Raw genomic sequence first — 15,787 nt, forward strand, 5'->3', positions numbered from 1 at the left:
ATCCCTCACACAGTCCCGAGTTCGCTGTCGATCAGCGCGAACATCGCATCGTCGTCGGCGGTGTCGATCTCGACGTCGTCCGCCGGGTGCTCGTCGTCGGTCCATTCGGCCAGCAGGGCCCGCAGCCGCGCGGTGATCCGCACGCGGTCGGGGTCGCCGGAGTCCACCGTGGACAGTGCGCCGCGCAGGTGGTCCAGCTGCGCCAGGACCGGCAGGTCCGACACCGCCGGTCCGGCCGGCGCCAGCTCGGTCAGCACGTAGCCGGCCAGCGCGCGTGGTGTCGGGTGGTCGAAGATCAGCGTCACCGGCAGGCGCAGGCCGAGGGCCGCGGTGAGCCGGTTGCGCAGCTCGACCGCGGTCAGCGAGTCGAAGCCGATCTCCTTGAACGCCTGGTCGCCGTCGATCGTCGCGGCCGAGGCGAAGCCGAGCACGGTCGCGGTCTCGGCCAGCACGGCGTCCAGCGCCAGCTGCGGCCGGTCCGCGTCGGGTGCCGCCGCCAAGCGGCCGGCCAGGGACGCGGTGCTCGCCGGCTCGTCGGCACGGCGCGACCGGGTCCGGATCAGCTCCCGCAGCAGCGGCGGAACGTCCCCGCCGGCGCGCGCCCGGAGCGTGGCCAGGTCCAGCCGGGCCGGGACGAGCGCGGCGTCGGCCTGGCGCAACGCGACGTCGAACAGCGCGAGCCCTTCCGCGCTGGGCAGCGCACCTACCCCGGACCGGGTCATGCGGCTCAGGTCGGCGTCGGCGAGGTGCCCGGTCATGCCGCTGCGCTCGGCCCAGAAACCCCAGGCCAGCGCGGTGCCCGGCCGTCCTTGGGCACGGCGCCGCGCGGCGAGCGCGTCCAGGAACGCGTTGGCCGCCGCGTAGTTGCCCTGTCCGGCGGTGCCGAGCGTCGCGGCCACCGAGGAGAACAGCACGAACGCCGTGAGCGGCCGGTCCGCGGTCAGTTCGTCCAGGTGGACGGCCGCGTCGACCTTCGGCCGCAGCACGGCGGCCAGCCGCTCGGGGGTCAGCGAGGCGAGGACGCCGTCGTCGAGCACCCCGGCCGCGTGGACCACGCCGGTGAGGCCGGGCAGCCCGTCGAGCAGGTCGGCCAGCGCCGTGCGGTCGGCGGCGTCGCAGGCGGCGATCGTGACGTCGGCGCCGAGTCCGCGCAGCCGCTCGGCCAGCTCCGGCGCGCCCGGTGCGTCCAGGCCCTTCCGGCTGGTCAGGACCAGGTCGCGGACGCCGTGCCCGGTGATCAGGTGCTCGGCGAGCAGGGCGCCGAGGGTGCCGGTGCCGCCTGTGACGAGGACCGTGCCGTCGAACACCGGCAGGTCGCCGTCGGCGGGCTTGACCCGGCGCAGCCGCGGCACGTACGTCGTACCGGCCTGCACCGCGAGCTGCGGCTCCCCCGACGCGAGCGCCCGCGGCAGGAGGTCTTCCTCTCCCGGGGCGACGTCGGCGAGGACGAACCGGCCGGGGTGCTCGGACTGGGCTGCGCGGATCAGGCCCCAGACCGCCGCCCCCGCGGGGTCGTCCGCCCGGGCGCCCGAGGTCAGCAACACCAGCTTGGCGGCCGCGAACCGCTCGTCGGACGTCCACCGCCGGGCCAGGTCCAGCGCGCGGGCGGCGGCCGCGTGGGTCCGCTCGGCCAGCTCGTCCGGCTCCGGCGCGACCCGGACGACGACGAGCCCTTCCGGCGTTTCCAGCTCGTCGAGGTCGTCACACCACAGGACAGTGGAGTCTGCTTCGGACGGTTCGAGTCCGGCCCAGTCCACTCGGAACAGCGAGTCGGGTGCGGCGCCGGTGAGGGTGCGCGTCAGCGGGCGCAGCAGCAGGGAGTCCACTGTGGCCACCGGCGCGCCGGTCTCGTCGGCCACGGCGAGCGCGAGTTCCCCCTCCCCCACGGTCAGCCGGACGCGCAAAGCGGCCGCGCCGGTGCGGTGCAGCGTGACGCCGCGCCAGGAGAACGGGATGCTGCTCGTGCCGTCGGCGCCGATCAGGACGTCGTGCCCGGCGGCGTGGAGCGCGGAGTCGAGCAGGGCCGGGTGCAGCCCGAACCGGGCGGCGTCCTCGGTCGGCACGACCACCTCGGCGTAGACGTCCCGGCCGGAGCGCCAGGCCGCGCGCAGGCCCTGGAACACCGGGCCGTACCCGAACCCGGCGTCCGCGAGGTCCTGGTAGAGCGCGTCGACGTCGATCGGCTCGGCCGCCGGCGGCCACGCGGTCAACGCGGTCCCGGCCGCCGGCGACGTGCCGAGCACCCCGGTCGCGTGCCGGGTCCAGTCGCCTTGGTCGTCCTGGCGGGAGTGGAAGGTGATCGCGTGGCGGCCGTCGTCGTCGGCCGGCGCGACCGCGACCTGCACGGTGACCGCGCCGCGCTCCGGCAGGAGCAGCGGGCCTTCCAGGGTCAGCTCTTCGAGCGTGTCGCAGCCGGTGTCCTCGGCCGCGCGCACCGCCAGCTCGACGAACGCGGTGCCGGGCAGCAGCACGGTGTCGAACACGGCGTGGTCGGTCAGCCAGGGGTGGGTCCGCCGGGCCAGCCGTCCGGTGTAGAGCAGGCCGCCGGTGCCGGCGAGCCGGACGGCGGCGCCGAGCAGCGGGTGCCCGGCCGTGCCGAGGCCGGCCGAGGACAGTTCGCCCGCGCCGGCCGCGGCTTCGAGCCAGAACCGCTGCCGCTGGAAGGGATACGTCGGCAGGTCTTCGACGACGCGGCCGCCGGACAGGACCGTGCTCCAGTCCGGCATGGCGCCGCAGACGTGCGCTTGCGCCAGCGCGTTGAGGAACCGGGCCGGGCCGCCGTCGTCGCGTCGCAGGGTGCCGACGGCGACCGCGTCGGCGCCCAGTTCGTCCACAGTGTCCTGGACGCCGATGGTGAGGACGGGGTGCGGGCTGCACTCGACGAACACCGAGTGACCCCGCTCGGCGAGCAGGCGCACGACCGCTTCGAACCGGACCGTGTTGCGCAGGTTCTCGTACCAGTACCGGGCGTCCATCACCGTTGTGTCGAGCGGCTCGCCGGTGACCGTCGAATAGAACGGCACCTCCGCGGCGCGCGGCCGGATCGGGGCCAGGACGTCCAGGAGTTCGGCTTCCAGGGAGGCCACGTGCGCCGAGTGGGACGCGTAGTCCACCGGGATCCGCTTCGCGCGGATCTCCTTGGCCTCGCAGCGGTTCACCAGGTCGTCGAGCGCATCAGCGTCTCCCGAGACCACAGTGGACCGTGGGCCGTTGACCGCCGCGACCGAGATCCGGTCGTCGATCAAGGCGGCCACTTCGTCGTGCGGCAAGGGGATCGACACCATTCCACCGCGTCCGGCCAGGGCGAGGATCGCTTTGCTACGCAACGCGACCACCAACGCACCGTCCTCAAGCGACAGTGCGCCCGCGACGACCGCGGCCGCGATCTCCCCCTGCGAGTGACCGACCACAGCCGACGGTTCGACACCGTGCGCGCGCCACAGCGCGGCCAGCGAGACCATCACCGCCCACAGCACCGGCTGGATCACGTCCACCCGCTCGAACCCCGGCGCGCCCTCGGCGCCGCGCAGGACGTCGAGCAGTGACCAGTCCACATGGGACGTCAGCGCGTCCGCGCACTCACCGAGCCGCGCCGCGAACGCGGGCGAAGAACCAGCCAGCTCGACCGCCATCCCGGCCCACTGCGAGCCCTGGCCCGGGAAGACGAACGCCGTCCGCCCGGAACCGCGCACCGAGCCCGTGACGACGTCGGGCGAACTGCCCCCGTCGGCCAGGGTGCGCAGCTGGTCCCGGAGATCGGCTCCGAGCAGCACGGCACGCTGCGGGAACCGCGCCCGCGTCGACGTCAGTGTGTGCGCGACGTCCACATCGGACACCGTCGCATCCGTCAGGTAGGTCAGCAGGTTCTTCGCCTGGTCCCGCAGTTCGCCCTCGGTTCGCGCGGACAGCACGACCGGCGCCGGGCCGGAAGCGCTCTCCGGCGCGTCGGTCGCGGGAGCCTGTTCGAGCACGGCGTGGGCGTTGGTGCCGCTGACACCGAAGGACGACACCGCGGCCCGGCGCGGCCGGTCGGTCTCCGGCCACGACCGCGTCTCGGTGAGCAGGGCGACGGTCCCGGCGGACCAGTCGACGTGCGGGGTCGGCTCGTCCACGTGCAACGTGCGCGGGAGGACGCCGTGGCGCAGGGCCTGGACCATCTTGATCACGCCGCCGATGCCCGCGGCCGCCTGCGTGTGCCCGATGTTGGACTTCAGCGACCCCAGCCACAGCGGCGTCTCGCGGTCCCGGCCGTAGGTCGCGATCAGCGCGTCGGCCTCGATCGGGTCGCCCAGGGTGGTCCCGGTGCCGTGCGCTTCGACGACGTCGACGTTCGATGTGGACAGTCCGGCGGCGGCGAGCGCGCGGCGGATGACGCGTTGCTGCGAAGGGCCGTTGGGCGCAGTGAGACCGTTGGACGCGCCGTCGGAGTTGACCGCCGAGCCGCGCAGCACGGCCAGGACCTGGTGGCCGTGGCGCTGGGCGTCGGAAAGCCGTTCCAGCACCAGGACGCCGGCGCCTTCGGCCCAGCCGGTGCCGTCCGCCGCGGCGGAGAACGCCTTGCAGCGGCCGTCGGCGGACAATCCGCGCTGGCGGGAGAACTCGATGAACATGCCCGGCCGCGACATCACGGCGACCCCGGCGGCCAGAGCCAGCGAGCACTCGCCGCCGCGCAGCGCCTGGGCCGCCCAGTGCAGGGCGACCAGCGACGACGAACAGGCCGTGTCGACGGTGACCGCGGGCCCTTCGAGGCCGAACGTGTAGGCCAGCCGGCCGGAGACGACGCTGCCGGTGGTGCCGGTGAGCAGGTAGCCGTCGGCGCCGCCGGCCGCTTCGTGCAGCCGCGGGCCGTAGTCGGTCGCCATGGCGCCGACGAAGACCCCGGTCGGCGTGCCGCGCAGCCCGGCCGGGTCGAGACCGCCGCGTTCGAGCGCTTCCCAGGTCAGCTCCAGCAGGACCCGCTGCTGCGGGTCCATCGCGACGGCTTCCCGCGGCGAAATGCCGAAGAACGCCGGATCGAAGTCCGCGACGCCGTCGAGGAACCCGCCGCCGCGGGCGTAGGTCGTGCCGGCGTGTTCCGGGTCCGGGTCGTAGAGCCCGTCGAGGTCCCAGCCGCGGTCGGCCGGGAAGCCGCCGATCGCGTCGACGCCCTCGGCGACCAGCTTCCACAGGTCTTCGGGGGTCCGGACGCCGCCGGGGTAACGGCAGCTCATCGCCACGATGGCGATCGGCTCGTCGCTGACGGCCACGGCCTCCGCGGCGGCCTCGGGCGCGTCGGACAGCTCGGCTTCCAGGTGCCGGGCGAGCGCCGCCGGCGTCGGGTGGTCGAACAGGACGCCGCTGCCGAGCCGGAGGCCGGTCACCTGGCCGAGGTGGTCCCGCAGCTCGACCGCGGTGAGCGAGTCGATGCCGAGTTCCTTGAACGTCCGCTCCGGGTCGACGTCGGTCGCGCCGGCGTAGTCGAGCACCACCGCGACCCCCGCGCGGACGACGTCGCCGAGGCGACGGTCGCGCTCGGCGGCGGGCAGGTCCGCGACCCGCTGCGCCCACGACCGCTTGGCGGCCGGAGCCGACGGGCGCGCGGGGCCGTCGAACCAGTGGCGGCTGCGCTGGAACGGGTAGGTCGGCAGGTCGACGCGGTTGCCGCGGTCGCCGTAGACCGCGGCCCAGTCGACGTCGGCGCCGTGGACGTGCAGCTGCGCCAAGACGTGGTGGAGGGTGAACGTCTCGTCGCGGTCCCGGCGCAGGGCGGCGGCGAAGGTGCCGGAGACGCACTCGCGGGCCATCGCGCACAGCACGCCGTCCGGGCCCAGCTCGACGAACACAGCGTCGCCGACAACATTTATGGCGTCGGCGAAACGGACGGCGTCGCGCACGTGCCGCGTCCAGTAGCCCGGGTCGGCGAGTTCCTCGGCGGTGGCGAGACGGCCGGTGAGGGTGGAGACGATCGGGATCCTCGGCGGCGCGAAGGGCAGCCGCGCGGCGACCGCGCGGAAGTCGTCGAGCATCGCGTCCATGTGCGGCGAGTGGAACGCGTGGCTGACCGTCAGCCGCTTGGTCTTGCGCCCCAGCGCGGCGAAATGGTCCGCCAGCGCGGTGACGGCGTCCGCGTCTCCGGACAGCACGACCGCCCGCGGCCCGTTGACCGCGGCGATCGACACCGCGGGAGTCAGGACGGAAAGCGCTTCCGCCTCGGTGGCCTCGACGGCGAGCATCGCGCCGCCGCCCGGCAACGCGTCCATCAGCCGGCCGCGGGCGGCCACCAGCTCGGCCGCGTCGTCGAGGGAAAGCACGCCGGAGACGTGAGCCGCGGCCAGCTCGCCGATCGAGTGTCCCAAGAGGACGGTCGGGCGTGCGCCGCGGCTTTCCAGCAGCCGGAACAGGGCGACTTCGAGAGCGAACAACGCCGGTTGCGTGTACCGGGTCCGGTCGAGGAGGTCCGTGGGCTCGAACAGGACGTCGCGCAGCGGCACGTCGAGGTGGCGGCCGAAGCGGGCGCAGACGTCGTCCAGCGCGGCCGCGAAGACCGGCTGGGTCGCGTAGAGCCCTTGTCCCGCGCCGGTTCGCTGGCTGCCCTGGCCGGAGAACAGGAAGGCGACCGGACGCGCGTCGCGTGTGGTCCCGCGGACCACCGATCGCGACGTACCTCCGGCGGCGAGGACGTCGAGCGCCCCCGCGAGGTCGCCGTCCGGCACGACCACGGCGCGGTGGTCGAGGGACGCACGCGTCGTCGCCAGGGTGTACCCGACGTCGACCGGGTCGTGTGCGGCCAGCCGGTCCCACAGCGATTTCGCCTGCGCGGCCAGCGCTTCCGGCGACCGGGCGGACAGCACCAGCGGCAGCGGGTCCCCGCCGCCCGCCCGGCGCGCCGGAGCCGGGGCCGGGGCGAGCACGACGTGGCAGTTGGTGCCGCCCATGCCGAACGAGCTGACCCCGGCCAGCCGGTTCGGCCCGGTCCACGGCGTGGCCTCGGTCGTCACGCGCAGGTTCAGCTCGTCCAGGGGGATGTCCGGGTTGGGCGTGGTGAAGTTGAGGCTCGGCGTGATCTCGCCGTGCCACAGGCACAGCACCGCCTTCAGCAGCCCGGTGATGCCGGCGGCGCCTTCCAGGTGACCGACGTTGGTCTTGGCCGACCCGACGAGCAGCGGGGTGCCGGGCGCGCGGGCCGTGCCGATCACCGCGCCGAGCGCGGCGGCCTCGATCGGGTCGCCGACGCGCGTGCCGGTGCCGTGCAGCTCGACGTACTCGACGTCGCCCGGCTCGGTGCCGGCCCGCTCGTGCGCCAGCCGCAGCACCTCGCGCTGTGCGGATTCACTCGGCGTGGTCAGGGTTTCCGCGGTACCGCCGTTGTTCACGGCCGTGCCGCGGATGACGCCGTAGACGCGGTCGCCGTCGGCGAGGGCGTCGGAGAGCGGGCGCAGCACGACCAGGCCGCCGCCTTCGCCGCGCACGTAGCCGTTGGCGCGGGCGTCGAAGGTGAAGCAGCGGCCGTCCGGCGACAGCCCGCCGAAGCGGGACGCGCCGACCGCGCTGGCGACGATCAGGTTCAGGTTGACCCCGCCCGCGAGTGCCACCGCGGATTCGCCGCGACGCAGGCTTTCGCAGGCCAGGTGCACCGCGACCAGCGACGACGACTGTCCACAGTCGACGACCAGGCTCGGCCCGCGTAGCCCGAGGGTGTAGGAGACGCGGTTGGCGATGACGCCGCGGTGCCCGCCGGTCAGCGAGTGCTGGGTGCTGACGCCGTGCTCGGTGAGCAGGTGCGCGTAGTCGTCCCAGATGGCCCCGAAGAACACGCCCGCGTTCTCGCCGTCGAGGCGGGCCGGCGGCAGGCCGGCGTCCTCCAGGGCCTCCCAGCTCAGCTCCAGCATCAGCCGCTGCTGCGGGTCCATCACCGCGGCCTCGCGCGGGGAGACGCCGAAGAAGGCGGCGTCGAAGCCCGCGACGTCGTCGAGGAAAGCGCCGTACCCGGTGCCGGGCGCGTCGTCCGGTCCTTGCCAGCGCTCGGGCGGGGTCTCGGTGATCGCGTGCCGGCCACGGCGCAGCAGATCCCAGTACGCCCCCGGCCCCGGCGCGGCGGGCAGCCGGCAGGCCATTCCGACGATCGCGATGCCGAACTCAAGCTTGGACAAGGCGAGTCCTCCACAGATCGCGGACGGGCAGGGAGCAGCCGCGACGAAGCCCGTCACGCGGCGCGCGAACGCCCGACGTTCGTCGTGAGCAGGCAAAACGCTACTGAGCCCGGAGCGGGCCAGAAACCCCTAACGGGGCCCCTAGGCACCCTGCACGTCACCCGGCGGGATAAGGGAAAACGCCCTGAAGGGCACCCTCAGGGACTTCCGGTCCCTGAGGGTGCCCTTCAGGGCGTTGAAGCCCGAGGGTCAGACGGCCTTGCCGCGGTTGAGGTAGGTCAGCACCGCGAGCACCCGCCGGTTGTCGTCATTGGACGGTGGCAGGTTCAGCTTGGTGAAGATGTTCGAGATGTGCTTGCCGACCGTGCCGTCGCTGAAGTTGAGGCTCTGCGCGATACCGGCGTTCGACCGGCCCTCGGCCATCATCTCCAGCACCTCGCGCTCGCGCGGGCTGAGCGTCTCGAAGGGCTCGTTGCGCGCTTGGCGCGCCAGCAGCTTCGCGATCACCGTCGCGTCCATCGCGGTGCCGCCGGCCGCGACCCGCCGTACCGCCTCGACGAACTCCTCGGCGTCGCCGACGCGGTCCTTCAGCAGGTAGCCGACGCCGCCGGCGCCGTCCTGCAGGAGTTCGTTGGCGTACAACTGTTCCACGTGCTGGGACAACACGAGCACGGGCAGCCCGGGCACCTGCTTGCGCGCGGCCAGCGCGGCCTGCAGGCCTTCGTCGGTGAAGCTCGGCGGCAGCCGGACGTCGACCACGGCCACGTCGGGACGGTGCTCCAGCAGCGCCTTCAGCAGTTCGGGCCCGGTTTCCACCGCGGCGACGATGTCGAAACCGTGCGACTGCAGCAGCAGTGTCAAGCCGTCCCTCAGGAGAGCGAGGTCTTCGGCGAGCACAACGCGCACGGGATCTCCAAACTCACGCGGGTCGGTCCGCCGGGCCGGCTGACGACGCTCAGACTACCGTCGAACGCTTCCAGCCTTTGGGCGATCCCGCGCAACCCCGACCCGGCGGCGAGATCGGCCCCGCCGCGGCCTTCGTCCACCACCGCGCCGGCCAGCAGCCCGTCGTCGAACCGCAGCCGCACGGTGACGTCCCGGGTCTGGGCGTGCTTGACGACGTTGGCCAGTGCCTCGCACACGCTGAAGTAGACCGCCGCCTCCACCGCCGGTTCGAACCGGCCGGGCAGCTCGATGTCGACGTTCGCGTCCAGCGGCAGGTCGAGCACGAACGCCCGCAGCGCGTCCCGCAGCCCGCGCTCGGCGAGCACCGGCGGGTGGATGCCGTGCACCAGGTCCCGCAGCTCCTGCAGGGCCTTGCTCGAGGAGTCCCGCAGCTCGAGCACCAGCTCCTTGGCCCGGTCCGGGTCGCGGTCGATGAACTGGGACAGCGCGGCCAGTTTCATCCGCATCGCGACCAGCCGCGCCTGGGCGCCGTCGTGCAGGTCGCGCTCGATGCGGCGCAGCTCGGCGGCCTGCGTGGCCAGCGCGTCCGCGCGGGTGCGGGTCAGCTGCCGGACGCGGTCGTTGAGCTTCCCCCGCCGTCCCGGCTTGAGCAGCAGTGACGTCCATTCGCCGTGCAGCCGCAGCAGCGGGCCGGCGAAGGCGGCCCCGGCCGCGACGCACGCGAGCCCGACGGCGATCTGCAGCGGCACCTCCGTGCCGCCCAGCCACGCGAGCTCGCCGACGACCCCGGCCGCCTGCCCCACCGCCAGCAGCACCCCGGTCAGCCCGGTCAGCACCAGCAGCACCGGGAACGCCGCGAGCGCGCCGCCGACCACCGGGTCGGCCAGCAGCCAGGCCAGGTCGCGCCAGGTCGCCGGGTCGCCCCAGATCCAGCGGACCCGCAGCGACACCGCCGCGAACCAGCGGCGCTTGTGGTAGTCCTTCCCGCTCCAGTACCAGCCGTGCTCGGTGCGTTCGAGCCGCGGCCGCGGCCGGTACGGCACCGCCACCGGCACCCCGGACCAGCGCCCGGCCAGCTCGCGCGCGGTGTTCGCGATCCGCCGGATCAGCACCGTGATCAGCAGGAACAGCGGGAACATCCCGAGCCCGAACCACAGCACCAGCGACAGCAGGGTGCCGGCCGCGAGCGCCGCTTCGCCCAGGCTGAGCAGGCCGAGCGCGGCGCCGCGCGCGAGGTCCCGCGGCGCGCGCCGCAGCCGGGTGGCCACGGGTGCGCCGACGGCGACCGCCGTGTCACTCATGTCGGTTCCTCCTCCGGGCGAGCCCACCCGGTCAGTCTGACTCACGGAGCGTGGCCGGGCGGAGACGGATACCACCCCTGCGCGCATAAAGAAAACTCCACCCCGGTCGGGGTAGAAGAGGGGTTCTGACGAGATCCACTCCCTTCTACGTTGGAAACACACCACCGACGACCTGGGAGAACCCGATGACCACCACCGCCCCGAAGACCAGCGCCGCCGGCGCGATCGTGACCAACCTGGTCGTCGACCTCGTCGCCCCGATCGCCCTCTACTACGGCCTCCGCGCCGCCGGCGTCGACCAGCTGCTCGCCCTGCTCGCCGGCGGGGCCGCGCCCCTGGTCCACGTGATCTGGCAGGTCGTGCGGACCCGCAAGGTCGGCGGCCTGGCGCTGTTCACCCTGACCATCCTGCTGCTGAGCGTCGCCGCGTCCTTCCTCACCGGCAGCGAGCGGTTCCTGCTGGCCAAGGACGGCTGGCTGACCGCCGTCGCCGGCCTGTGGCTGCTCGGCACGCTCCGCACGAACCGCCCGTTCATCTACGAGGCCGCGCGGCCGATCGCCGACGCCAAGGCGAAGACGCCGGAGGACACCTGGACGCACCGGTTCGCCACGTCCGAGAGCTTCCGCCACGGCATGCGCGTGGTCACCGCCGCCTGGGGCATCGCGCTCGTGCTCGACGCCGTGGTCCGCGGGGTCATGGCCTACACCCTGCCGGTCGACCTGGTCCCGGGCCTCGGTGGCGCGCAGTACGCCGTGCTCTTCATCGGCCTGCAGATCTTCGGCCAGGTCTACGGCCAGCGCACCGGCCTGATCGGCGACAAGAAGAGCCGTCCCGCCGGCGCCGTCACCGCCTGACCCACCTCGCCCCGCCCGCCGGTGATCCGGACGAAACCTCCGAAAAGGAAGCAGACCATGTCCCGCCATTTCGCGTTCGTCACCATCCCCGCCCACGGGCACGTCAACCCCACCATCGCGGTCGTGGCCGAGCTCGTCGGCCGCGGCCACCGGGTCACCTACGCCGCCACCGCCGAGTTCGCCCCCGCCCTGCGGGCCGCCGGCGCGGACGTCCTCGTCGTCGACACCACGCTCGCCTCGGCCCACCCCGGCAAGGAGGTCACCGCCGACGACGTCGCCTGGCTGCCGCTGATCCTGCTGCGGGAGAGCGCGCAGCTGGCCCCGGCCCTGCTGGAGCACTTCGACGGCGACCTGCCGGACGTCATCGCCTACGACGTCACGATGTACCCGCTCGCCCGGATGCTCGGGCGCCGCTGGGACCGGCCGACGCTGGAGCTGTTCCCGACCTTCGCCGCGAACACCGAGTACTCCGTGGCCGAGGAGGCCGAGCGCATCGCCGGCGTCGCCGCCGAGCACCCGGCCACCGCCGCGTTCCACGCCGAGTTCACCGAGTTCCTGTCCCGCAACGGGTTCGCGGACGTCACCCCCGAGGACATCACGCGCGGCGAGCCGGACGAGCCGCGGCTGGTCTTCCTGACCCGCGAGTTCCAGTACGCCGGCGACACCTTCGACGAGCGCTTCGGCTTCGTCGGGCCGTGCCTGTCCGAACGCGGGTTCCAGGGTGACTGGACGCCGCCGGAGACCGGCCTGCCGATCGTCTACGTCTCGCTCGGTACGGCGCACAACCTGCGCCCCGAGTTCTTCCGCGCCTGCGTGGCCGCCTTCGCCGGCCGGCCGGTGCACGTCGTGATGGCGATCGGGGACCGCGTGCCGGTCTCGGCGCTCGGCGAGCTGCCGCCGAACGTCGAGGTGCACGCCCGGGTCCCGCAGCTTTCCGTGCTGCGCCACGCGTCCGCGTTCGTCTGCCACGCCGGGATGGGCAGCACGATGGAGTCGCTGTACTTCGGCACGCCGCTGGTCGCGGTGCCGCAGATGCCCGAGCAGGACGTCGTCGCCCGGCGGATCGCCGAGCTGGGCCTCGGCCGGGCCCTGGACCGCGACGAGGTCACGCCGGACAGCCTGCGCGAGGCCGTCGAAGCCGTGCTCGCCGACGACGCGCTGCGGGCCCGCCTCCGCGCGGAGAGCCGCCGCGTCCGCGAAGCCGGCGGCACCAGGACCGCCGCGGACAAGCTGGAGACCTACGCGGAGACCGCGGCTCGCTGACCCGGGCGCGAAACGCCGGAATGCCCGGTCACGTTGGGGAGTCGTGACCGGGCATCGGGGCGTCCGTGGCCGGGAGGGGGCCACGGTCAAGCCGTACCGGCGACGGTCGGCTCGAGCCCGGCGGGCAGGTCGGCGCGGTTGCCGACCTTGAGTTTCCGGTAGGTGCGGGTCAGGTGCTGCTCCACGGTGGACACCGTGATGAACAGCTTCCGGGCGATCTCGCGGTTGGTGTAGCCGTGCCGCGCCAGCGCGGCGGTGCGGTACTCGGCCGAGGTGAGCAGCGCGAGCCGGTCCGCTTCGCCGGGTACGCCCGCCGGTTTGAGGTCCTCGGCGGACATGTGCGGCTGCAGCTCCCGGCACACCGCGTCGGCCCGGCAGTCCTGGGCCACGTGCCAGGCCCGGCGGACCACCATCCGGGCGCGGCTGGTCTCGTTCAGCTCGTGGTGCGTGCGCCCCAGGTCCGCCAGCACCTTCGCCAGCTCCAGCCGGTCCCCGCCGGCCTGGATCTCGTCGACGGCCTTCTTGAGCATCGGCGGCCGGTCGGCCAGCTCGTGCGTGTTCGCCAGCACCCGCAACGTCGCCCCGAGCGCGGCGGAGTTGCTCTCGCTGACCAGGTTGAGCTGGGCGTCCACCAGTTCGGCCGCCTTGGCCCGGTCGCCGATCCGCTGGTAGGCCTCGGCGCAGCCGGCCCGCCACGGCACCAGCGCCGGCAGGTCGATGCCCCACGCCGTCATCAGCTCGCCCGCCGCCATGAAGTCCCGCAGCGCCGCGTACACCTGGTCCGTGGCCAGGTGGTGCCGGCCGCGGGCGTAGAGGTAGGGCAGCGCGTGCACGGTCCGCATCATCGCGGCCGGCACCGGCTGGGCGATCAGCGCTTCGGCCTCCTCGTGCGCCCCCATCTCGGTGCGCGCCCGGATCATGCTCGCCAGCGGTGACCCGATCGCCACACCCCAGCTCGACGCCGAGATCAGGGCGAGGGCCTTCGCGCCGTGCTCCAGCGCGGCCGGGAGACCGCCCTGCCGCACGGCGATCTCCGCCCGCAGCGCGCTGAACACCGCCTGCCAGGCCGGGGCCCGCCGCTTGGCCGACTCCTCCAGCAGCCGTTCGCACCAGGGCAGGGCCCGGTCGGTGCTGCCCGCGTACATCAACGCGCGCAGCGCGAAGGTCAGCGGCTGGACCGTGGCGTCGGCCAGCCGGGTGCTCTGCAGGATCTGCTCGACCGCGACGACGACGTTGTCCCCGTAACGGCCCCGCAGGACCGCCTTGAGGATCCGGGCGGCGCGCCACTGCGTGTCGACGACCGTGCCGCTGGGCACCGGCCGGGTGCCCGCGGCCCGGGCCGGGACCGGCAGCCGGGCGGCGAGCGCCGGGTGGGTGCACGCCACGGCCAGGCACAGGGCCTCGGCGTCGAGCGACATCCCGGTGTTCTCGACCTGCTTGCCGAACCCCTCGACCGCTTCCTCGGCTTCGCCGTGCCACAGCAGGTGGCGCAGCGGTCCGGGGGCGTTCACGACGCCGCCGATGTCGGCGGCCAGCGCGCGGATCCGCCGTTCGGCCGCGACCGGGGAGACCCGCCATTCGGCGTCGGCGAGCAAGGTGGTGACGGCGACCCGCTGGGCGTCGTCACCCAGCCGGCTCATCGGTTCGAGGTAGCGGACGACCTTTTCCACGTCGTCCTCGGCCAGCGCGAGCTCCGCGGCCCCGCGCAGCACGGTGGCGACCCACGGCTCGTCGAGGTCTTCGGAGGCGACCAGCATTTCCGCGACGCTGCGGCTCTCGGCGCCCGCTTCGTACAGCAGCCGGGCGGCCCGGCGGCGCAGCCGGGCCCGCCGGCCCGGTTCGATGGCCTCCAGCACCGCGGCCGCGCCGGCCGGGTGCCGGAAGCGGCCGCCGGCCAGGATCCCGGCGGATTCGAGGTCCCCGAGCACGCGGACGGCTTCGTCCACGCCGGCTCCGGCCAGGTCGGCCGCCCGGTCGGCGTCGGCCGCGCCGGCCAGCACGGCGACCGCCGCGGCGAGGTCCAGCGCGAGCGGGCCGCTGCTGCGCAGGCAGCTCAGGACCGCGTTGCGGAAGGCGAACCCCGGTGACGGCTCGGCCGGGCCGCCCGCCGTCCGGTGGTCCTCCAGCAGGGCGTGCACCAGCAGCAGGTTGCCGCCGGTGAGCTCGTGGTAGGCGGGGGCGAGCAGCCGGGCGGCGTCCGCGCCGAGCTCGCCGGTGACCAGCTCGACCACGCCGTCCGCGGGCAGCGTCGTCAGCCGGATGCGGCGGCAGTGCGGCAGCCGCACCAGTTCGGCGTCGAACGCCGGGCCGACCGACCGGTCGCTGGTCCGCTCCCCCAGCGCGACCAGGATCCGGGCGGAGCGGATCCGCACCATCAGGAAGAGCAGGCAGTGCAGCGAATCCTCGTCGGCGTGGTGCAGGTCGTCGACGACCAGCATCACCGGCGCCGTGCGGGACAGCTTGAGCAGGGCGGCGGCCACCGCCCGGGAGATGTGCTGCCGCGCCGCCCCCGGGTCCCCCGCAAGGGTGGTTGCGCCGGCTTCGAGCAGAGCGGCGAACTCGTCGGCCGCCCCGGCCGGGACGGCCGGGCTCTGCACCAGCTGTCCGAGCACGCCGAACGGCAGGTCCCGCTCGGAGTCGGACGCGATGGCCTGCAGGACGACGGCCCCGGACTCCAGGGCCGTGTCGGCCAGCCTGCCGAGCAAGCTGGTCTTGCCGCTGGCGACCGGGCCGCCGATGAGCGCGACCCGGCCCCGGCCCTGCCGGACACCTTCGTACATTTCCCCTAAAATGGACATTTCCGCACGATGATGGACATACTTCATTGCTGACCAGGCCCCTCATTCCCCGCGATCGGCACGACGATCCAGCCGCGTAATTGCGGCGCGGATGACACGGCGGTTTCGCAGAGATGAATTCCGGTGATCGCGACCGAATGCGCGTCCGGCGCGGTGGAGAAGAAAACGACTTCTATGCGACCCGGGCCGGTGGCGACACGCATGTGTTCGATTCCCAGTCCCGGCTCGGCGAGGGCCCAGAGCAGGTCCACCAGTACGTGCGGGTCCAACTCGCGGTGGGTGGCCTCGCCCGACGCGGCAAGTGTGACGCTTGCCATGTACACGGGCAGTCTCCGTACTAGGGGCGGCCGAAGCCCAGCCCGCTGATGATGTTCTTGATGGTGTCCCAGTCGAAACCGTCGGGAGTCTCGGCCTGCTGTGCGATTTCTTGAACGTTCATGATGCTGTCCCCAGTGTGTTGTTCGGCTTTCGCTGGACACAGCTTGGCTCGCCGGGCGGGCCTCCCGGAAGGGCCCGGGGGTGGCACCAAATGCCTC

7 protein-coding genes are annotated in these 15,787 nt (G+C 73.7%); 2 read left to right on the plus strand and 5 right to left on the minus strand.

The genetic code is table 11. From position 1 onward, the window contains the following. Positions 1-5: 5 nt before the first annotated feature. From ACLJQZ_RS04310 to ACLJQZ_RS04320, 3 genes are all read right to left on the minus strand, one after another. The gene (locus ACLJQZ_RS04310; RefSeq protein WP_410618708.1) at positions 6-8,129 is read right to left on the minus strand and encodes a type I polyketide synthase; all 8,124 of its coding nucleotides are present in this window, start codon (positions 8,127-8,129) and stop codon (positions 6-8) included. 249 nt (positions 8,130-8,378) lie between these two features. Continuing rightward, the gene (locus ACLJQZ_RS04315; RefSeq protein ID WP_323331878.1) at positions 8,379-9,035 is read right to left on the minus strand and encodes a response regulator transcription factor; all 657 of its coding nucleotides are present in this window, start codon (positions 9,033-9,035) and stop codon (positions 8,379-8,381) included. After that, the gene (locus tag ACLJQZ_RS04320; RefSeq protein WP_410618710.1) at positions 8,999-10,336 is read right to left on the minus strand and encodes a histidine kinase; all 1,338 of its coding nucleotides are present in this window, start codon (positions 10,334-10,336) and stop codon (positions 8,999-9,001) included. Before ACLJQZ_RS04320 ends, ACLJQZ_RS04315 begins: the two co-directional genes overlap by 37 nt. Before the next feature lie 185 nt (positions 10,337-10,521). Here ACLJQZ_RS04320 and ACLJQZ_RS04325 point away from each other — a divergent pair, with 185 nt between their 5' ends. Both ACLJQZ_RS04325 and ACLJQZ_RS04330 read left to right on the plus strand, forming a co-directional pair. Beyond that, positions 10,522-11,190, plus strand: a complete 669-nt coding sequence (locus ACLJQZ_RS04325) for a VC0807 family protein (protein ID WP_410618712.1) — start codon at positions 10,522-10,524, stop codon at positions 11,188-11,190. Between the two features lie 57 nt (positions 11,191-11,247). After that, complete coding sequence (locus tag ACLJQZ_RS04330) at positions 11,248-12,453, plus strand: macrolide family glycosyltransferase (RefSeq protein ID WP_410618714.1); 1,206 nt, start codon at positions 11,248-11,250, stop codon at positions 12,451-12,453. 86 nt (positions 12,454-12,539) lie between these two features. On the opposite strand, the gene ACLJQZ_RS04335 is transcribed toward ACLJQZ_RS04330, so the two are convergent. After that, positions 12,540-15,278 carry an AAA family ATPase gene (locus tag ACLJQZ_RS04335; RefSeq protein WP_410618716.1) on the minus strand — a complete coding sequence of 913 codons (2,739 nt, stop codon included), beginning with the start codon at positions 15,276-15,278 and terminating at the stop codon, positions 12,540-12,542. Next, positions 15,275-15,574: a hypothetical protein gene (locus ACLJQZ_RS04340; RefSeq protein ID WP_247049330.1), complete on the minus strand. Its 300-nt coding sequence runs from the start codon at positions 15,572-15,574 to the stop codon at positions 15,275-15,277. The genes ACLJQZ_RS04335 and ACLJQZ_RS04340 overlap by 4 nt, the downstream gene beginning before the upstream one ends. Between the last annotated feature and the right edge of the window lie 213 nt (positions 15,575-15,787).

The sequence above is a fragment of the Amycolatopsis sp. cmx-8-4 genome (assembly GCF_046548675.1).
In the GTDB taxonomy this organism is placed as follows: Bacteria; Actinomycetota; Actinomycetes; order Mycobacteriales; family Pseudonocardiaceae; genus Amycolatopsis.